Origin of the sequence: Arthrobacter sp. UNC362MFTsu5.1 (assembly GCF_000685965.1) — a bacterium.
Lineage (GTDB): Bacteria > Actinomycetota > Actinomycetes > Actinomycetales > Micrococcaceae > Arthrobacter.
Map to the genome: position 1 here is coordinate 167,384 of NZ_JMLE01000001.1, position 19,099 is coordinate 186,482.

18 protein-coding genes are annotated in these 19,099 nt (G+C 65.6%); 10 read left to right on the top strand and 8 right to left on the bottom strand.

Features of this window, described 5'->3' with window-relative positions; genetic code table 11:
• The first annotated feature begins 21 nt into the window (after positions 1 to 21).
• Positions 22 to 1,308 carry a CapA family protein gene (locus BS38_RS0100845; protein ID WP_081818769.1) on the top strand — a complete coding sequence of 429 codons (1,287 nt, stop codon included), beginning with the start codon at positions 22 to 24 and terminating at the stop codon, positions 1,306 to 1,308.
• A gap of 28 nt (positions 1,309 to 1,336) precedes the next feature.
• Here the strand turns inward: BS38_RS0100845 and BS38_RS0100850 are convergent, their stop codons facing one another.
• From BS38_RS0100850 to BS38_RS0100875, 6 genes are all read right to left on the bottom strand, one after another.
• A complete protein-coding gene (locus BS38_RS0100850; RefSeq protein ID WP_028269076.1) occupies positions 1,337 to 1,771 on the bottom strand; it encodes a protein-tyrosine phosphatase family protein in 435 nt (144 codons plus the stop codon).
• 155 nt (positions 1,772 to 1,926) lie between these two features.
• Positions 1,927 to 2,235: a hypothetical protein gene (locus BS38_RS0100855; RefSeq protein WP_156037033.1), complete on the bottom strand. Its 309-nt coding sequence runs from the start codon at positions 2,233 to 2,235 to the stop codon at positions 1,927 to 1,929.
• A 501-nt stretch (positions 2,236 to 2,736) separates the two neighbouring features.
• Positions 2,737 to 3,720, bottom strand: coding sequence for a S1C family serine protease (locus BS38_RS0100860; protein ID WP_028269078.1), 984 nt, complete (start codon positions 3,718 to 3,720; stop codon positions 2,737 to 2,739).
• A gap of 122 nt (positions 3,721 to 3,842) precedes the next feature.
• Positions 3,843 to 4,352 (bottom strand): NUDIX domain-containing protein, encoded by a 510-nt coding sequence (locus BS38_RS0100865; protein WP_028269079.1) that lies wholly within the window; start codon positions 4,350 to 4,352, stop codon positions 3,843 to 3,845.
• A gap of 87 nt (positions 4,353 to 4,439) precedes the next feature.
• Positions 4,440 to 5,180: a type 1 glutamine amidotransferase gene (locus BS38_RS0100870; RefSeq protein ID WP_028269080.1), complete on the bottom strand. Its 741-nt coding sequence runs from the start codon at positions 5,178 to 5,180 to the stop codon at positions 4,440 to 4,442.
• Complete coding sequence (locus tag BS38_RS0100875; RefSeq protein WP_028269081.1) at positions 5,177 to 6,466, bottom strand: Mur ligase family protein; 1,290 nt, start codon at positions 6,464 to 6,466, stop codon at positions 5,177 to 5,179. The genes BS38_RS0100870 and BS38_RS0100875 overlap by 4 nt, the downstream gene beginning before the upstream one ends.
• A 90-nt stretch (positions 6,467 to 6,556) precedes the next feature.
• On the opposite strand from BS38_RS0100875, the gene pdxT reads away from it, so the two are divergent.
• The 9 genes from pdxT to BS38_RS0100920 all read left to right on the top strand — a co-directional run bounded on the left by pdxT (position 6,557) and on the right by BS38_RS0100920 (position 16,541).
• Positions 6,557 to 7,267 carry a pyridoxal 5'-phosphate synthase glutaminase subunit PdxT gene (pdxT, locus tag BS38_RS0100880; protein ID WP_028269082.1) on the top strand — a complete coding sequence of 237 codons (711 nt, stop codon included), beginning with the start codon at positions 6,557 to 6,559 and terminating at the stop codon, positions 7,265 to 7,267.
• Positions 7,268 to 7,270: 3 nt separating this feature from the next.
• Positions 7,271 to 8,026, top strand: a complete 756-nt coding sequence (locus BS38_RS0100885; RefSeq protein ID WP_028269083.1) for a YebC/PmpR family DNA-binding transcriptional regulator — start codon at positions 7,271 to 7,273, stop codon at positions 8,024 to 8,026.
• 34 nt (positions 8,027 to 8,060) lie between these two features.
• Positions 8,061 to 8,639 (top strand): crossover junction endodeoxyribonuclease RuvC, encoded by a 579-nt coding sequence (gene ruvC / locus BS38_RS0100890; protein WP_028269084.1) that lies wholly within the window; start codon positions 8,061 to 8,063, stop codon positions 8,637 to 8,639.
• A gap of 96 nt (positions 8,640 to 8,735) precedes the next feature.
• Positions 8,736 to 9,380, top strand: coding sequence for a Holliday junction branch migration protein RuvA (gene ruvA, locus BS38_RS0100895; protein ID WP_028269085.1), 645 nt, complete (start codon positions 8,736 to 8,738; stop codon positions 9,378 to 9,380).
• Entirely contained in the window at positions 9,373 to 10,461 is a 1,089-nt protein-coding gene (ruvB, locus tag BS38_RS0100900) for a Holliday junction branch migration DNA helicase RuvB (RefSeq protein ID WP_028269086.1), read from the top strand. Before ruvA ends, ruvB begins: the two co-directional genes overlap by 8 nt.
• 231 nt (positions 10,462 to 10,692) lie before the next feature.
• A complete protein-coding gene (gene yajC / locus BS38_RS0100905) occupies positions 10,693 to 11,118 on the top strand; it encodes a preprotein translocase subunit YajC (RefSeq protein WP_028269087.1) in 426 nt (141 codons plus the stop codon).
• A gap of 115 nt (positions 11,119 to 11,233) precedes the next feature.
• Positions 11,234 to 12,991 (top strand): protein translocase subunit SecD, encoded by a 1,758-nt coding sequence (gene secD / locus BS38_RS0100910; protein ID WP_028269088.1) that lies wholly within the window; start codon positions 11,234 to 11,236, stop codon positions 12,989 to 12,991.
• Positions 12,992 to 14,014 carry a protein translocase subunit SecF gene (gene secF, locus BS38_RS0100915; RefSeq protein ID WP_028269089.1) on the top strand — a complete coding sequence of 341 codons (1,023 nt, stop codon included), beginning with the start codon at positions 12,992 to 12,994 and terminating at the stop codon, positions 14,012 to 14,014.
• 133 nt (positions 14,015 to 14,147) lie between these two features.
• Positions 14,148 to 16,541 carry a RelA/SpoT family protein gene (locus tag BS38_RS0100920; RefSeq protein ID WP_028269090.1) on the top strand — a complete coding sequence of 798 codons (2,394 nt, stop codon included), beginning with the start codon at positions 14,148 to 14,150 and terminating at the stop codon, positions 16,539 to 16,541.
• A gap of 54 nt (positions 16,542 to 16,595) precedes the next feature.
• Here BS38_RS0100920 and BS38_RS0100925 read toward each other — a convergent pair whose 3' ends face one another.
• Positions 16,596 to 17,225: a type IV toxin-antitoxin system AbiEi family antitoxin gene (locus tag BS38_RS0100925; RefSeq protein ID WP_028269091.1), complete on the bottom strand. Its 630-nt coding sequence runs from the start codon at positions 17,223 to 17,225 to the stop codon at positions 16,596 to 16,598.
• A 93-nt stretch (positions 17,226 to 17,318) separates the two neighbouring features.
• Positions 17,319 to 19,079: a DUF349 domain-containing protein gene (locus BS38_RS0100930; RefSeq protein WP_028269092.1), complete on the bottom strand. Its 1,761-nt coding sequence runs from the start codon at positions 19,077 to 19,079 to the stop codon at positions 17,319 to 17,321.
• Between the last annotated feature and the right edge of the window lie 20 nt (positions 19,080 to 19,099).

Here is a 19,099-nt window from a genome sequence, read left to right on the forward strand (position 1 = left end):
GGCCGCCGTAGGATGGCGGACATGGGGGAACTCGCAAGGATGCCGCTGAAAATCCACCGTGGACGGGTAGCCGCGGCGTTCGCCGTGGCCGTCCTGCTGTCCGGCCTGACGTCGTGCGGCGTCATTGCCGAACAGGGCACCGGCCAGCGCCCGGCCGGCGCAGCACGCACGACGGCGGCCGTGGCACCGCCGTCGTCAACTGCCCCGGCGGTGGCCGCTCCCTCTCCCGAACCCACACCTGAAACCACGCCGGGCAAAGGCCCCGCCTGCGCTGCCGTCCGGTGCACGTCAGTCCTGGTGACCGGAGACATGCTGGTGCATGCCCAGCTGTGGGACCAGGCCCGCGCCGACGCCGCCGCCCTCGGAAAGCCGGGCCTGGACTTCACCCCGCTGCTCGAGGGCCAGCGGGCGTACATCGGCGAAAGCGACCTCGCCATCTGCCATCAGGAAACTCCGGTCGCGGACGCCGACGGCCCCTTCTCGGCCTATCCGTCGTTCAACGTGCCGCCGCAGATCGCCGCGGCGGCCAACGACGTTGGCTACCAGGCCTGCACCACCGCCAGCAACCACACCATCGACCGAGGAACCGACGGCCTGGTCCGTACACTGGACGCGCTGGACGCTGCCGGCTTGAAGCACACCGGTTCCTACCGGACCGAGGCGGAATCGCAAGGGATCCTGCTTCTGCAGACCGACGCCGCGAAAATCGCCGTGATTGAGGCCGCCTATGGCCTGAACGGGCAATACCCCGAGCACGCCTGGCAGGTGGACATGCTGGACGCGCCCGCGATGATTGCCAAGGCGAAAAAGGCAAGGGCGCTGGGCGCGGACATTGTGCTCGGAGTGATGCACGCCGGGGACGAGTATGCCAGTGCTCCGAATGCCCAGCAGCAGGAGACGGCCCACGCCCTGGTGGACAGCGGTCAGTTCACCATGGTCTACGGCCACCACACCCATTCCGTGCTGCCCATCGAGAACTACAAGGGGACCTGGATTGTGTACGGGCTGGGTAACGGCGTCACGGAGCTGTCCCCCTGGTATGTGGTGAACAATGAGGGACTGCTGGTTCGGGCGCAGTTCAGCCAGGACGAGGCCGGAAAATGGTCAGCCTCGGACCTGGCCTGGGTGCCGTCAGTGATCGTCCGCGACCCGTACCGCTGGTGTTCCGTGGCGGCCGACGCGCCGCAGGGACCGTGCGCCGGGGCGGAGGCCGATGCGGCGACGCGCCTGCGCACCGGGACCGTGGTGGAATCGATGGGTGCAGCGGCTGCGGGTGCCCATGAGCTGATCCTTTCCGCCACACCGTGAAGGCAGCCGCAACAGGACCTGTACCGTCTCAGGTGATCCGGCGGGCAACATGCCTGACGTACCAGTGCTGCCAGGGCGTCTCCACCGCCGGCCCGTAGTGCTCCCGGACATAGGAGACGGCGTGTCCCGGTGCGACGCCGTCCAGGATGGCGATGCAGGCAAGGGCCGTGCCGGTCCTGCCGTGCCCGCCCTGGCAGGCAATTTCGACGCGTTCCGATTCTGCCCGCACCCATGCTTCCCGCAGGGCCTCCATGGCGTCGTCTTCATTGAGGGGCAACCAGAAGTCCGGCCAGCGCACCCACCGTTGGTCCCACACGGTCCGGGCCGGACGCCTGCCCAGCAGGTAGACCCCGAAGTCGGGGTCGGGACCCGGCGGAAGCGGCCGGCGCAGTGCCCGGCCGCGGATTCGCCGGCCGGAGGGGAAACTGACGACGCCGCGATCACCCGGATCCCATGTGCTCATGGTTTGACTCTGGCATCGGATTGCCGGAACGGGAAGGGCGTGTTGCCCGAGCCCGTCTTAAAGCGGCGAAAAGGGAGGGACATCGCCGCGGGCGATGCCCCTCCCTGCCGCCTCGCACCTGTTCCTGCGGACCGGTGGGCTAGGCGGCTGGCCGCCTAGTTGTAATCGTAATGATCCCGATCGTGGCGGCGGTCACGGTCACAGTCGCTGTGCCAGTACCAGTGATGGTGGTAGTAGTGCCAGTGACCATGCTTGTAGCACTTGCGGTGGTCGCGGTCCCGATCGCGGTCGCGATCCCGGTCACGGTTGTAGTGGTCCGTGTAACCCTGGTAGTTCTCAGCCGAAATCGTGACGGTCTTCAGGCCCGTATCCGCTGCTGCTGGTCCGGCAGCCATTGCCGTACCCCCAACACCGAGTCCTGCAGCCAGCAGGGTGGATGCGAGCAATCCCATTGACCTCTTCATGAGATCTTCCTATCTTGTGATTCATTCCCAGGTGTAGGCCGCAGGCGGCGGGCAGGGCGGAATAACCCATCATGGATCAGTGTGGGTTCTGGCGCGCCACGCTAAAGGCGGCGCCGGATAAGATTCCGGTCGGACGCTTGTCTGCGGTTGATGGCCCCAAATTTACGCGACGATACGTTCCGTGAATCGGCGCATTGCCCCATTTTTGCAGTGACTGATTCAAGCGGCGGCGCAGAGCCCCAGCCGCATTTGGGAACCTCCGTGCCCCACGGTGCGTGTGATAAGCGCACGGAGAACGATATGAGGGCACCCCCCGTGCCTACCCCAATATCCACAATCCCGGCTCCGGTAACGGTGATCCGGCCGCCGGCCTGTAGTGCTCGAACAGCGCTCTTCCGCCACGTCTGTGTGATGGGAGGGCTTGTTCACCAACAACGATAGCGCGATGGCCGGAATCAGAATAGGCGCAATGGGTTATTTTTTGCGCACATGTACTGCGGCCTAGCCTTTGTCGGTCATTTCTTCCGGGACGGCCACCACATGCAGTTCGGTTCCGTCCCGGAGCGCCGAAATGTCCAGCGGCGCTCCGATCGCCTCGGCGAACAGGAGCTTCTGGAGGCTCTCTGCGTTCGAGACGGACTTCCGGCCGACGCTCAGCAGCACGTCTCCGGCGCGGAGGCCCGCCCGTTCGGCGGGTGATCCCGGAAGGACTTCCACCACCAGGAGCCCGTCACGGTGACCGGTCCGGACCACGGAGCTCACCGGAAGCTGGACGGGGGTGTTCACCAGTCCGAGGTAGGCGCGCCGGACCCGTCCGTCCGAGAGGAGCGAGGCGATGATTCGGCGCGAGGTGGCATTGATCGGAACCGCCAGCCCCAGTCCCGCACCGGCGACGGCCGTGTTGATTCCCACGATCCGGCCGCGGGCGTCTGCCAGGGCCCCGCCGGAGCTGCCGGCATTGAGCGCGGCATCGGTCTGGATGACGTCCTCGATCACGCGGCGGTTGCGTCCGGACCATACAGGGATGGAACGTCCCAGGCCGCTGACGACTCCCGCCGTCACGGAGCCCGAAAGCCCCAACGGGTTGCCGACAGCGATAACCAGTTGACCGACTTTGAGGAGTTCAGCGTCACCGAATTCGGCCGGCTGGGCAATCGGTGCCCTCCCGTGGACGATGGCGAGGTCGGACAGGGGATCGGCGCCTACGACTTCCACGGCCGTCCGGGTGCCGTCGGCAAAGACCGCGTGGCCTTTTCCGGCCGAGCCCACCACATGGGCGTTGGTCACCAGGTATCCGTCCGAGGTGAACAGGACTGCCGAGCCTGCGCCCGCGCGGTACCTGCCGTTGCGGCCATTGCCGGTCATTTCGACGGCGGCAACGTGCGGGGTGACGGTTTCGGCCACGCGGATAACCGTGGCGGAATAGGAATCCAAGGGGTCTTCGGTAGCGTTCGCTCCGTTGAATCCGCTGCTGACTGCCTCCATGGCGCGCCTCCTGAGAAGATGCTTACCTATGTCAACGGTTGGGCACCCGGCGGTAGTCCGGCGACGGCTACGCCTTCAGAGAAATCCGGCAGGGAAATCCGTCAGGGAATCCGTCCGAGGAATCAGCGGTGGTCCTGCTGCAGCCGGCGCCAGAGGTCCGGCCAGGCTGTTGCGAACGCCGGGTGCAGTTCCCGGTCCTGAACGGAACCTGCCGGAACCCACCTGAGCTCGATGCTCTCGGCATCGTTGATGGCGGGGTCGAAGGATTCCACGACGCGGACCGCCACCGTGGTGTAGGACCAGTAGCCGACGTCGAACACGGACGTGAACAGCACGCGGACGTTCTCCGGGGGCACGGCGGCTTCTTCGTGGGCTTCGCGCAGGGCGCCGGTGATGGCGTCTTCGCCGTGGTGGAGCGCGCCGCCGGGCAGGCCCCAGGTTCCGCCGTGGTGACTCCACGCGGCCCGGTGCTGCAGCAGGATGCCTTTGGCGGGATCCTGGACCAGGAGCCCGGCCGATCCGAAGCGGCCCCAGAATTTGCCCACCGCGCCTTCGACCCAGGCATCGCCGGGATCGCGCGGGCCGGACGGGTGGCGGAGGTGTTCCGGGAGGCTGGCGGCTGCAGTGTCCATGGGACCAGTTTCCCACGGTCCGTTTTCCGGCCGGTCACAAAGCGTCACCGGTGAGTCGTTGCAGGTGTGGAACCGGACCGTACGGTTCTAGCGGGGCCGCCGTGCGGCGTGTTCCCGCGCCATTACGGCGTAGCGGTCGTCCGGCGTGCCGGCGGTGAAGCTTCCGTATTTGCGCTCCACGGCGGTGCGGATCAGGAAGTCGGCAATGGCTGGATTCTTGGGCAGGAGTGATCCGTGGAGGTAGCTCGCCACGATATTCCGGTAGCGCGCCCCTTCTTTCCCGTCGCTGCTGTTGTTGCCGGTGCCCTTGGAGGTGGTGCCCAGCGGCTGAACGCCGGGGCCGAGGGTCGTCTGGCCGCTGTGGTTTTCGTAACCCAGGATGTCCCCGAACTCGGGAGAGGACACCGTGACATTGCCGATCAGGCGTTCATCGGTGCCGTGCGTCTCGACATCCAAGACGCCGATGCCCGGAATCACCGAACCCGTACGCGTCTTGAAGAACCGTCCGAAGAGCTGGTAGAGCCCGCAGATCAGCAGCATGGGCGTTCCGCCTTCAGCCAGTTCCTTGAGCGTCGATTCACGGGAGAGCAGATCGTCCTGGATCACCAGCTGACCGCTGTCCTGCCCGCCGCCGCCCACGATCAGGTCCACATCGGCCGGAAAGTCGTCGCCGACGTTGTATTCGAGCAGCTCCGGGGTGTAGCCGTGCCAGCGGAGGCGCTGCTGGAGGACCAGGGCGTTGCCCCAGTCACCGTAGATGTTCATGTCGCGGGGATAGAGCTGCAGGACCCGGATGGTTCCCTTGCTTTCTTCGGACGCCGGGCTCATGAGACCACCTCCACTGTGGTGATTTTGGACAGCTCGCGGCGGATGGCCAGCATTGCCGTGTAAGTGCAGAAAATACGCTTGGGCTTGTCCTTGGCACCCTGGATGAATGCGGCAAGAGCCGGTGCGATTTCCGGGTTCACTGCGCCGATTGCCACCTCGTCGTACTGCAGCCGGAGGGCCATGTCGTAGGCCCGGGAACCGGACAACTGGTCCACGCCGCCTTCACGCAGCGAATCGAACTCCACGTCCCAAAGCCAGGACATGTCGCGGCCGTCGGCGTAGTTGTCATTGATCGCCACCATCGTGGCGTAGCCGCCGGCCGGGAAGGACTTCAGGCCCAGCCGGAAACCGCTGGGGTTCTTGACCAGCACCAGGTCCAGCGGCAGGCCGTCAACCACCAGGCTCTCGCCGCGGCCGAAGGCGGGCGCAACCTCGGACAGGGCCTTAAGCAAGCCGCCATGATCCGTGGGCGCGGCGCCGTTCCCGGCGATGCAACGGGCCAGGACAAGCGCGGCCGCGGCATTGAAAATGTTGTAGACGCCGCGGAGCTTCATCCCGGTGGTGACCGTGGCGCCGTCGTACTCAAAATCGGCGTCATCGGTGCCCACCCGGCGCAGTACGACGTCGGCGTGCGGCTTTGCCGGCAGCGCCGGCGCCGGGCTGCCGGGCCCGGCGCGGAGGTCGTCGTCGTTCGGGAACGTGCTGAGCAGGGAATCGTCGAGGCCGAAGTAGCGCACTTCGGGACCGTCCAGGGTGTCCGCTATGCGGGCGACGCGCGGATCCTCACGGTTCAGGACCACGGTGCCGGTGGTCTTGGACGCGATGTGCTGCAGCAGCTGGGCGGTTTTGTCGATTTCGCCGAAGCGGTCCAACTGGTCGCGGAGCACGTTGAGCAGCAGGCTGTAGCGCGGCGGAACCCTGTTGACGAAGTGCACAGCGTGCGCCTCATCCAGTTCCAGTACCGCGATGTCCGCGTCGAGCCGGCCCCGCCAGTCGACATCGCCCAGCAGGGCTGCGGCGACTCCGCGGGTGAAGTTGCTGCCGGTGCGGTTCGTGAAGACCTTCAGCCCCTGGCTCTCCAGCAGCTCCACCACCATTTTGGTGGTGGTGGTTTTGCCGTTCGTCCCGCTGACCACGGCGACACCCAGGGGCAGCGTGGACAGCGTCCGCTGCATGAAACCGGGGTCGACTTTCTCCACTACGAGGCCGGGGAGGGCAGAGCCTCCGCCCCTGAGCCGGGAAACCCGGCGGACGAGCTTGCCGAGCGGAACGCTGAAGTAAAGCATGCTCTGAATATATCCCAGTCACGGCATGGAACCGGGCCGGCCGGCCCCGCGCGGCAAGCCTCCGGCCATGCGGAGCACTATGCTGATTGGATGACCAACCCCCCTTCCACGGACTATTCCCGCGCGGGTGCAGGCCTTCGAATCGGTGTTCTGGCGCTCCAGGGCGACTTCCGGGAGCACCTGCGTTCGGCAGAAGCAACCGGCGCCACCGGCGTCGGAATCCGGCGGCCCTCCGAACTTGACGGCATCGACGGACTAATCATTCCCGGCGGCGAATCCACCACGATCGACAAGCTTGCCCGGGCGTTTGAACTCGCCGACCCCTTGCGCAAGCTCATCGCGGACGGCCTGCCGGTCTACGGCTCCTGCGCCGGCATGATCCTGCTCGCCGACGAAATCGCGGACCCCGCCACCGACCTGGCGGGCAATCCGCAACAGACATTCGGCGGGCTGGACATCACGGTCCGCCGCAACGCTTTCGGCCGACAGCGGGAATCCTTTGAGACCGACCTCGAATTCAAGGGGCTGGAGTTCAGCGACACGGGCGGCGGTGTGGCCCCGGTGCACGCGGTGTTCATCCGCGGGCCCTGGGTGGAGCGCGTGGGCCCGGGCGTGGAGGTCCTGGCGCAGGTGGAACCCGCGGATCCGGTCCACGCTTCGCATGCGGCCGCCCTGCAGGGGACGGCTAGAATTGTTGCAGTGCGTTCCGGCCACCTGCTGGCCACCTCCTTCCACCCGGAAGTGACAGGGGAGAAGCGCGTGCATGAACTGTTTATTCGAATGATCAGAGGAGAAGCGTAAAGCATGTCAGGCCACTCCAAATGGGCGACGACCAAGCACAAGAAGGCCATCCTTGATAGCCGCCGGGCCAAGTCGTTCGCCAAGCTGATCAAGAACATCGAAGTAGCGGCGCGGATGGGCGGCCCGGACCTGTCCGGCAACCCTGGGCTGGAACTCGCGGTCACGAAGGCCAAAAAGACCTCTGTCCCCGCCGACAATATCGACCGCGCCATCAAGCGCGGCGCCGGCCTCACCGGCGAGGTCGTGGACTACACGGAGATCATGTACGAATGCCGCGGCCCGCAGGGTTCGGCGCTGCTGATCGAATGCCTCACGGACAACAAGAACCGTGCAGCCTCCGAGGTCCGGCTGGCCATTTCACGCAACGGCGGCACCATCGCCGATCCCGGTTCCGTCAGCTACCTCTTTTCCCGCAAGGGCGTCGTCACGCTGCCCAAGAACGGGCTCAGCGAAGACGACGTTCTGATGGCCGTGCTCGACGCCGGCGCAGAGGAAGTCAAGGACAACGGAGACACCTTCGAAATCCACTCGGACCCGAAGGACCTCCAGGCTGTCCGCGACGCGCTCAAGGAAGCCGGTATCGACTACGACACCGACGAAGCAGAGTTCGTTCCCTCCATGGAGGTGCCGCTGGACCTCGACGCCGCCAAGAAATTCATGAAACTGGTGGACGCACTGGAGGAACTCGACGACGTCCAGAACGTCTACAGCAACGCCGACCTGAGCGACGAAGTGCAGGCCGCACTGGAAGCCGAGTGATCCGGCAGCCCTGCTGTGAAACTGAGGCCCGGCCTTGACTCTCCGCGTGTTGGGAGTCGACCCGGGCCTCACCCGTTGCGGCATCGGCGTTGTGGACGTCGAGAAGAACCGCCGCGCCACCATGGTGGCTGTCGGCGTTGTGGGAACATCGCCGGAGGAGAGCCTGGACCAGCGGCTGCTGGTGATCGCCACATCCATCGACGACTGGCTGGACCGCTATGAACCGCATGTCCTCGCCGTGGAGCGGGTGTTCTCCCAGTTGAACGTCAGTACCGTCATGGGTGTCGCCCAGGCATCCGGCGTGGTGATTGCCGCCGCCGCACGCCGCGGTATCCCCGTGGCCCTGCACACGCCGTCGGAAGTTAAAGCTGCCGTGACGGGCAGCGGAACATCCAACAAGGATGCCGTCACCAAACTGGTCACGAAGATCCTGCGCCTGGACGCCCCGCCGCGTCCGGCCGACGCCGCCGACGCGCTGGCACTGGCCATCACGCACGCGTGGCGGGCCGGCAGCGGGGCTGCCATCGCGACGACCGGCCCCGGCAGCCAGTCGCTGACCCCTGCCCAGCGGGCGTGGGCAGAGGCGGAAGCCAAAGCGCGCCGTGCACGGTGAATGTCCGGGCTCCTTGCTAGGGTATTCGTAGATATGTTCGGATAGCCGGTTGAAAACCGGTTGCATTTTTTTTGCAGTAGACCCAGGAGCCCGGCCTTGATCAGTTTTCTCCGCGGAACCGTAGCGCACGTCGGGTTGTCGTCCGCCGTGATCGACCTCAACGGCGCCGGCATGAGCGTGAACGCCACACCCCAGACCCTCAGCGGGCTGCGCCTCGGAGAAGAGGGCAAGCTCTACACCTCGCTGATCGTTCGTGAGGATTCACTGACGCTGTTCGGCTTCTCCAGCGATGACGAACGCGAGGTGTTCGATATCCTGCTCAGCGTGAGCGGCGTCGGGCCCCGCCTGGCACTGGCCGTCCTTGCCGTCCACGATCCCGAAGCCATCCGCGTCGCGGCGCACACCGGCGACGGCAAAGCGTTCACCAAGGTCCCCGGCATCGGACCGAAGGTCGCCGGCAGGATAGTCCTGGAACTCGCCGGAAAACTCGTGCCGCACGGCACCGGTTCGGCGGCAGCACCCGCAGCAGCCGCTCCCGCCCCGTGGAAGCCGCAGGTGGTGGCAGCAATGACGAGCCTCGGCTGGTCCGAAAAGGATGCCACTGCCAGCATCGACAAAGCACTGTCGGATTCCCCGGAACTCGAGGCCGGCGGCCAGGTGGCCGAAATCCTGCGGGCCACGCTGCGCTGGCTTGGCCAGGACGGCGCGCGCGCGGGCAACCGGGTAGGCAGTCGTGGCTGAGCCCACCCTGGTTGGCGGGGGAGAGGAGCCGGAGGAGCGGGTCATCGAGGCGGCCCTCCGGCCCAAGAACCTGCACGACTTCGTGGGCCAGCACCGTGTCCGCAAGCAACTGTCCCTGGTGCTGGAAGCATCGCGAATGCGCGGCCGCAGCGCCGACCACGTCCTGTTGTCCGGCCCGCCCGGCCTGGGCAAGACCACGTTGTCCATGATCATCGCGGCCGAGATGAACGCCCCGCTGCGGATCAGCAGCGGTCCGGCCATCCAGCACGCCGGAGACCTGGCCGCCATCCTTTCCTCCCTCTCGGAAGGAGAGGTCCTCTTCCTCGATGAGATCCACCGCATGTCCCGGCCCGCGGAAGAAATGCTGTACATGGCCATGGAGGACTTCCGCGTGGACATCGTGGTGGGAAAGGGCGCCGGAGCCACGGCAATTCCCCTCGAGCTGCCTCCGTTTACCCTGGTGGGCGCCACCACGCGTGCCGGCCTCCTGCCGGGGCCGTTGCGCGACAGGTTCGGCTTCACCGGCCACCTGGAGTTCTATTCCGTTGAGGAACTGGAGCTCGTCCTGAGGCGTTCGGCCGGCCTGCTGGACCTGAAGGTCAACTCGGCGGGCTTCAGCGAAATCGCGGGCAGGTCCAGGGGCACTCCCCGAATTGCGAACCGCCTGCTCCGCCGCGTCCGCGACTGGGCGCTCGTCCACGGCATTGAGCAGATCGATGCGCGCGCGGCCTCTGCCGCGCTTGACATGTACGAGGTGGACAAGAGGGGCCTTGACCGGCTGGACCGCTCCGTCCTCGAAGCCCTGATCACCAAGTTCGGCGGCGGGCCGGTGGGCCTTTCAACACTGGCCATTGCCGTGGGTGAAGAGCCGGAAACGGTGGAGACCGTTGCCGAGCCCTACCTGGTCCGCGAGGGGCTCCTCGGGCGGACGCCGCGCGGCCGGATCGCGATGGCACCGGCCTGGACCCACCTGGGCTACGCGGTTCCGGACGGAGTGTTCGGCCAGGAAACGCTGGCCCTGTTCGAAACGGACGACCTCAGCGTCGAGCCGGTGGCAGGGTGGCTGCCGAACGGCCAATAGCAGCGTCCGGCTTACTTTCCCTTTAGACTGGTATGACGCTCGGCACGTTCGGGTCTTTGTTTCTGTGGGCGGCTCCGGCCGCCGTTGGCTGGGCATGGTTTTTCTGCCGGGTGGGCCGAAACGAAGCCGACGTTGCTGTAAATCAGCTACGCAAGTACAGAACGGAAACTTCCTGTGTTCGGACATATTACTGCCCAGGCCCAGCCGCAGGCCGGCGGCGGCATCGACATCATGACCATCCTGCTCTTCGTGATGCTCGGAGTCTTCATCTTCATGATGTTCCGCCGCAACAAGAAGACCCAGCAGCAGCAGGCAACGCTTCAGTCGCAGTTCGCCCCGGGCGTCGAGGTCATGACCAGCTTCGGACTCTTCGGACGCATCGTCTCCATCAACGAGGACGAAAACAAGGTCGTCATCGAACTGTCCCCGGGCAACCTGGCCACCGTGCACCGCCAGGCCGTCACCAAGATCGTTGAGCCGGTTGTTGCTGCCGAAGAGCCCACCGTCGTTCCGGACGACGCCTCCTCCCTGACCGGACACGACGCCGACCGCGCCGATGCCGTTAACCGCCCCGAGGCCGTCCGCACCGACGTTGCTAACGAGACGCCGGAAGAATCGCTGAAGCGTCTTAACGACGAAGGCAAGAAGGACAGCTAGTCTGGCGTTTCCGCCAAGTCCCGCTAAGTAGAATTAACGACGGTAGCGGGCTGCCGCCGGAGTGTGAGCGGAGCTCGCCCCGGCGGCTCCTCCGTAAACAATAGAAAGATCGACAATGGCACGTACTGGCCCCAAAAACTCAGCACTCAGGGTGCTGGTCTGGCTCGGCGTTATCCTCGCCGTCATGACTGCCGTGCTCGCCGGCGGCTCCATTTCCGGCCAGGCCAGCTGGGCACCAAAGCTTGCACTTGACCTTGAGGGCGGAACCCAGATGATCCTGGCGCCCAAGGTCGAGGGCGGTTCGGACATCAACGAGGATCAGCTCAACCAGGCCGTTGCGATCATTCGCCAGCGCGTGGACGGCTCGGGCGTCGCGGAAGCGGAAATCAGCACGCAGTCCGGCCGCAACGTGGTGGTCAGCCTTCCGGGTACCCCGTCCAAGGAGACCCGCGCCCTCATCCAGGCTTCGGCCGACATGAACTTCCGCCCGGTGCTCCAGGCCGGAGCCGGCGCCGCCGTGCCTACGGAATCCCTGACTCCGGACGACAAGCTGCCCAAGCCGACGGCTGAGCCGGCCAACAGCAGCGACGTCAACTGGGTCACGCCCGAGGTGTACAAGAAGTTCGAGACGCTGGACTGCGACAACCCCTCGCAGGACAAGCAGGAACGCTCGGACCCCGCCAAGCCGCTGGTGACCTGTGAGCCGGCGACGGCCACGTCCCCGGCCATCAAGTACATCCTGGGTCCGGTGGAAGTGAAGGGCTCGAACATCAAGTCCTCGTCCTTCCAGCTGCAGCAGGGAGCACAGGGCGCTGTCACCAACGAATGGGCCGTGAACATCCAGTTCGACGAGCAGGGAACCGCCAAGTTCAAGGAAGTCACTGAACGGCTGTACCAGTTCTTCGTGGCCGCCGGCGGCGAATCGGGCAACGACCCCAAGGCCCAGTTCGCCATTGTCCTCGATGACCAGGTCATCTCCGCTCCGCGCTCCCTTGCTGTGATCACCGACGGCCGTCCCCAGATCACCGGCGGATTCACCGAGCAGTCCGCAAAGGCATTGTCGGACCAGCTGCGCTTCGGTGCACTCCCCATCAGCTTCGAGATCCAGAGCGAGCAGCAGATTTCCGCAACCCTGGGCGGTGAGCAGCTCAAGATGGGCCTGCTCGCCGGTGTGATCGGCCTGCTGCTCGTGGTGGTCTACTCCCTCTTCCAGTACCGGGCGCTCGGATTCGTCACCATTTTCTCCCTTGTGGTGGCCGGAGCCCTGACCTATCTGGCGATTGCCATCCTGGGCTGGACCGAGAACTACCGCTTGTCACTCGCCGGCGTCGCCGGCCTCATCGTGGCCATCGGCCAGACGGCTGACTCGTTCATCGTCTACTTCGAACGAATCCGTGATGAACTGCGCGAAGGCCGCGGGCTCGTCTCCGCCGTGGAAAACGGCTGGAAGCGTGCCAAGCGCACCGTCCTGGCCTCCAAGGCAGTGAACCTGCTGGCAGCGCTGGTCCTCTACTTCGTCGCTGTGGGCAACGTGCGCGGCTTTGCGTTCACCCTGGGCCTGACCGCCATCGCCGACCTCATCGTCGTGTTCATGTTCACCCACCCGACCCTGCAGCTCCTGGCCCGCACCAAGTTCTTCGGCGAGGGCCACCGCTTCTCCGGCCTTGACCCCAAGCGCCTCGGCGCCGTGCCGCTCTACCGCGGTGCAGGCAGGCTCCGCACACCGGAAGAAAAGCCGGGTGTGGTGCGCGCCAAGAACACCGGCGCCGCAGCTGAAGCCGAGCGCCGGATGACCATTGCAGAACGCCGCCTGGCGGAAAAGCAGGAGCAGCTTGCCGGTTCCTCCAAGAGCACGTCCAAGGAGGGCAAGTAAATGACCACGAATTTTGCCACGTTCGGCAATGAGCTCTACACGGGCAAGCGCTCGTACAACTTCGTCGGTTCCAAGAAGATCTGGTTCATCATCGCGGCCGTCGCCGTGGCGCTGTCCATCCTCCTCCCGGTGGCCAAGGGCGGATTCAACCTCGGCATCGAGTTCCGGGGCGGGTCCGAATTCACCGTCTCCAACGTGAAGACCACGGAAGCGTCCCTCGGCGAGAAAGCCGTCCAGGACGTCGTGGAGGGCAGCATTCCACGCGTGGCCAACGTCGCCGGCAGCACGATGCGGATCCAGACGGACAAGCTCACCGATGACGAAACCCTCCGCATCAAGGAAGGGCTGACCACCGCCTACGGTGTCACGGACAACGAGGTGACCTCCACCTTCGTGGGTCCCACCTGGGGTGCTGACGTCACCAAGCAGGCGCTCCTGGGCCTGGTGATTTTTGTCGTCATCGCGGCCGTCCTGATGGCGCTCTACTTCCGGACCTGGAAGATGTCGCTTTCGGCGCTGGTAGGCATGCTCGTGACCATGTTTGTCACTGCGGGTGTGTACGCCCTCAGCGACTTCGAAGTGACGCCGTCCGCCATTATCGGGTTCCTTACGGTGCTCAGCTACTCGCTGTATGACACGGTGGTGGTCTTCGACAAGATCCGCGAGAACACCGCAGACCTTGACGCCTCCACCCGCCGCACGTTTGCCGAAGAGGTCAACCTTGCCGTCAACCAGACGCTGGTCCGGTCCATCAACACGATGATGGTGGCCATTCTTCCCGTGGGCGCCATCCTGTTCATCGGTGCCGGCCTCCTGGGCGCGGGCACCCTGCGCGATCTGTCGCTGGCCCTGTTCGTTGGAATCCTGATCGGCACGGCAGCAACCATCTTCATCGCGGCCCCGCTGTATGCCTGGCTGAGGCAGAGCGAACCCGCGCTGGTCAAGCAGGCAGAGCGCGTTGAACGCCGCCGTAGCGAGTCGGCTGCGAAGGCAGCCGCTGCGCCGGAGACTGCAACAGCCTAATCTGTTCGGCTGCCGAGGGCCGGACTCCGTCATTCGTGACGGGGTCCGGCCCTTCGCATCTGCGTCCCGGTTACGGATGTGTCCTGCCGCGGGAATAGACTGGGATAATTAACGGGTCGTGAGGGGTGCTTCATTGGAAGAACGTTCGACGTCGGCGCCAACGGCCGACGGTGGTGAAGGTCCGGGCCAGGGTCCGCAGACCGGTTTGGTCGCGCCCGGGCACCCGGATGCAGGCGTGCCGGTTGACAGTTCAGGGTTCCGTCCCACCTTCCCCGGACGCCGCGAACGCACCAGGTCCAGACTGGCGCGGCTGACCGGCCGCGGTACGGCAACGTACTCGCCCATCCTGGAACCGCTACTCCGCACCGTTCGGGCCAACAACCCGAAAGAGGATTTCGACCTCATCCAGCGGGCCTTCGTGGTGGCCGAACAGAGCCACCGGGGGCAGAAACGCAAGAGCGGCGATCCGTACATTACCCACCCCGTCGCGGTGGCCACCATCCTGGCCGAACTCGGACTGAGCGGCACCACCCTGGCAGCCGCCCTCCTGCACGACACCGTTGAAGACACCCCCTACACGCTTGCGGACCTCAAGAGGGACTTCGGCCCCGAGGTCGCCATGCTGGTTGACGGCGTGACCAAGCTGGACAAGGTGAGCTTCGGCGAAGCCGCACAGTCCGAAACCGTCCGCAAGATGGTGGTCGCGATGGCCAAGGACATCCGCGTGCTGATGATCAAACTCGCGGACCGGCTGCACAATGCGCGCACCTGGCGGTTCGTGTCCGCGGAGTCATCGGCCCGCAAAGCCCGCGAAACGCTGGAAATCTTCGCACCGCTGGCACACCGCCTCGGAATGAACACCATCAAGTGGGAACTTGAAGACCTGTCCTTCGCGGCGCTGTACCCGAAGGTATACGAGGAAATCGTGCGCATGGTGGGGGACCGGACCCCGGAGCGCGAAAAGAGCCTGAGCGTCATCCGGAACCAGATCACCGACGATCTCCGGACCGCCAAGATCAAGGCCACCATCACGGGCCGGCCCAAGCATTACTACTCGATTTACCAGAAGATGATTGTCCGCGACAAGGACTTCGACGACATCAACGACCTGATGGGTGTTCGCGTCCTGGTGGATTCCGTCCGGGACTGTTACGCCGCCCTGGGCACGCTGCATTCGCGCTGGAACCCGCTTCCGGGCCGGTTCAAGGACTACATCGCGATGCCGAAGTTCAACATGTACCAGTCCCTACACACCACGGTCATCGGGCCGGGCGGCAAACCGGTGGAAATCCAGATCCGCACCCACGAAATGCACCGCCGCGCCGAGTACGGCGTCGCAGCGCACTGGAAGTACAAGGATCAGCCGAACAGGACGGCCGCCGGCCCCGGCAGCCCCCGCGACGGCGACATGGGCTGGCTCCGGTCCCTGGTCGACTGGCAGCAGGAAACATCCGACCCCGGCGAGTTCCTGGACTCCCTGCGGTTTGAAATCAATGCCCGTGAAGTGTTCGTGTTCACGCCCAAGGGTGAAGTGATGGCACTGCCTGCCGGATCAACGCCCGTGGACTTCGCCTATGCCGTCCACACCGAAGTGGGCCACCGGACCATCGGAGCCAGGGTCAACGGCAAGCTGGTTCCCCTCAACAGCGAGCTCAACCACGGTGACTGGGTTGAGATCTTTACCTCCAAGGCGGAGGGCGCCGGCCCCAGCCAGGACTGGCAGCACTTCGTCAAGAGCGCCCGAGCCCGCAACAAGATCCGGCAATGGTTCAGCAAGGAACGCCGCGAAGAGGCAATTGACCGCGGCAAGGAACTCCTGACCAAAGCGATGCGGAAGCAGAACCTTCCCCTGCAGCGCCTGATGACCCATGACGCCCTGGCCGAAGTCGCCGAGCACTTCAAGTATGTGGACATCTCCGGCCTCTACGCCGGGGTGGGTGACGGGCACACGTCGGCCCAGTCCGTCATGGAGCGCCTTGTGGAGACCCTCGGCGGGAACGAGGGCCCGGAGGATGACCTGACCGAGGTCAGCATCCCCACCCAGGTGAGCAAGACGAAGTACTCCGACTCCGGCGTGATCGTCCGCGGTGTGGGGGACGTCTGGGTCAAGCTCGCCCGCTGCTGTACGCCGGTGCCTCCGGATCCCATCCTGGGGTTCGTGACCCGGGGATCAGGAGTGTCTGTGCACCGCACGGACTGCACCAATGTCTCCGACCTGAAGGACCAGCCGGACCGCATCGTGGAAGTTGACTGGGCTCCCACCCAGTCCAGCGTGTTCCTCGTGGAGATTCAGGTGGAGGCCCTGGACCGGAAGTCGCTGCTGTCCGACGTCACCAGGATCCTCTCCGAAAATCACGTCAACATCCTTGCCGCCAGCGTGCACACGTCAACGGACAGGGTGGCCATCTCGAAGTTCGCATTCGAGATGGGGGACCCCAAATACCTCAGCCACGTGCTCAGTGCGGTGCGCCGGATCGACGGTGTGTTTGATGTTTACCGGACCACAGGAAACCGGCGGCGCAGCTAACAACCCGTCGGGGGAACCGGCCGCGGCTAAACCTGTCGGGGGAACTAGCCGCGGCTATCCGGGCTCGGGCTTTAGGGCCGAGAGTATCTCCAGGGCCGCCTTCTTGTGCGGAACCCGGGGCGTGGCCTCGACGGCCAGCGTGAGCAGCCGCAGCCTGACATCCAGCTCAGGGCGTGCCAGCATCTTCCGCAGGGCCGGCAACGCCCGTTCCGCGTCCACGTGCAGGGCGATGTCCAGGGCTGTACGCAGCGGACTGGAAACCATCAGCCCGCCCAGGCTGACGACGTCGAACGGGCCAAGCCTGACTTCGTGCAGGGTGCAACCGCGGGTGGACCTCAAGCTGGAAACCCGGCGGGTGGCATCCACGAGGAGCGCAAGGCGGTCCGGTTCCCCGGCGCAGCCGTAGATCCATGCCGCCGTCATCCTGCCCGCCACGACCCGCTGCCGGATACCCGGCGGGACGGCAAAGGAGGCCGCGCGGGCCCGCAGCTGCGGAGTGGCCGCAGTACCAGGCAGCATGTACCCGCGCTGGTACAACTGGCTCAGGAGGCCGTCCGCGGCCATCGCCTGCAATTCCGGCCACGAGAATACACGGCCGGGCGAATAGAGTTCCGTGGGCCCGGGGACTGCGGGCACATGGTGCGCCGGCACGGTGCGTGGGGTGAGCGGAGACGAGGTAGCCATTCAGCCATCTTTTCCTGCCGGCTTAAACGGGTACAGGCCCCGTTCCGGATATGTGGATAAACGGAACGGGGCCTGTACTTGGCGCCTGTGTGCTTATGACAGTTCGCTGGCCGAGCGGGAGATCTGGTCAAGCCACGCCTGGCGTGCCTCCAGGGCTTCCTGGGCGGCCTTGATCTTGCGCTGGTCCCCGGCCTTCTCCGCCTTCGCGAGGTCTTCCTTCAGCCCGGCGATGGCGGCTTCCAGCTGCGACAGGGCGCTATTGGTCCGCGCCTTCGTCTCCGGGTTGGACCGCTTCCAGTTTTCGTCCTCGGCGTGGCGGACAGCGTCCTCCACCTTCCGGAGCCCGGCTTCGATCCGGCCCATGTCCGCACGAGGAACCTTGCCGGCCTCCTCCCAGCGGTCACGGATGGACTGGAGCGCCTTCTTGGCCGTGCCGAGATCCTTGATCGGCAGCAGGGCGTTCGCTTCGACCAGAAGGGCTTCCTTCACGGTCAGGTTCGCGCCGTATTCCTGGTCGATCTCGTCGTTGGCTGCCTGCCGCGAGGTGAAGAAGACGTCCTGAGCGGCGCGGAAGCGCGCCCACAGTGCGTCGTCGTCCTTGCGGCTTGCCCGCGGTGAGGCCTTCCATTCGTCCATCAGGCGGCGGTATTCACCGGCGGCGAAACCCCAGTCGGTGGAGGAAGACAGTGCCTCAGCTTCAGCGATCAGCTTTTCCTTCGCGGCCTTGGCTGCGGAGTTGTTGCTGTCCAGCTGCGAGAAGTACGCCCGGCGGTGGCGGTCGAAGACCGTCCGCGCTGCCCGGAACCGCTTCCAGAGAGCGTCCTCGTTGCTGCGGCCCAGCCGGACGCCGTTCTTCTGCGCCGTCTTCCAGCTTTCGAAGAGTTCGTTCATCCGGGCGCTGGAGGTCTTCCACTGGATCTGCGCGGGATCATGACCGGAAATTTCTTCAGCCTCCGCAACGATCGCTTCGCGGGCGGCCAGTTCGGCGGCGCGCACGGCGTCGTGTTCGGCCTTTTCGGCCTTTTCCAGTTCCGCAATCTGGGTGGACAGCGTGTCGAGACGGGCCTCGGCCGAGCGGAGATCGCCCACCATGTTCCGTTCAGCGAGCTGCTCGCGCAGGTGCGTCACGGTTTTCTGCATGTCGGTGGTCGGGGCCTTGGAGCTCACCCGCTGTTCAAGCAGGACAATCTGGGCCACCACGTCGTCGTACTTCCGGGCGAAGTAGCCAAGGGCTTCCTCGTCGCTGACGTCCGGGTACTGACCGACGGGGTGTTCTTCGCCGTCGATGGTCAGGAAGACGTGGCCGTCGCCTTCGACGCGGCCCCAGCGTGCGGCTTCGGCCAGGGATGCAGCCGAGGAGACCGGAGCGGGGACGGGAACGGCAGGGGAGGACGCAGCCTTCGGCCGTGCCGCGAAGGCAGCCGGTGAAGGCGCCGGGCGGGCTGCCGGACGCGGAGCCGGCGCTGGCGCGGCGGGAGCGTCAGCCTCCGCAGCCGGAGTCTCTGAGGCCGGAGCCTCAGCAGGCACGTCAGCCTCTGCGGACGGAGTCTCTGCCGCCGGAGCCTCGGCGGGCACGTCAGCCTCCGCAGCCGGAACCTCGGCCTCGGCGGGCACCTCAGCCTCCGCAGCCGGAACCTCGGCGGGCACCTCGGCCTCCGTAGCCGGAACCTCGGCCGGGGCCTCAACCTCAGCCTCAGGTGCGGAAGTTTCCTGGTCCGCTGACTGCGCATCTGCCGTAGCTTCGGGGGCTGCGTCGTTGCCGGCCGCCTGTGCGTCGTCAACCACCTGAGCGCCGGTCTCGGCTTCGTCGGAGGCTGCTGTTACTGTTTCGTCGGATTTCTGACTGTCTGTCACCGCTAAAAGTCTTTCGCTTG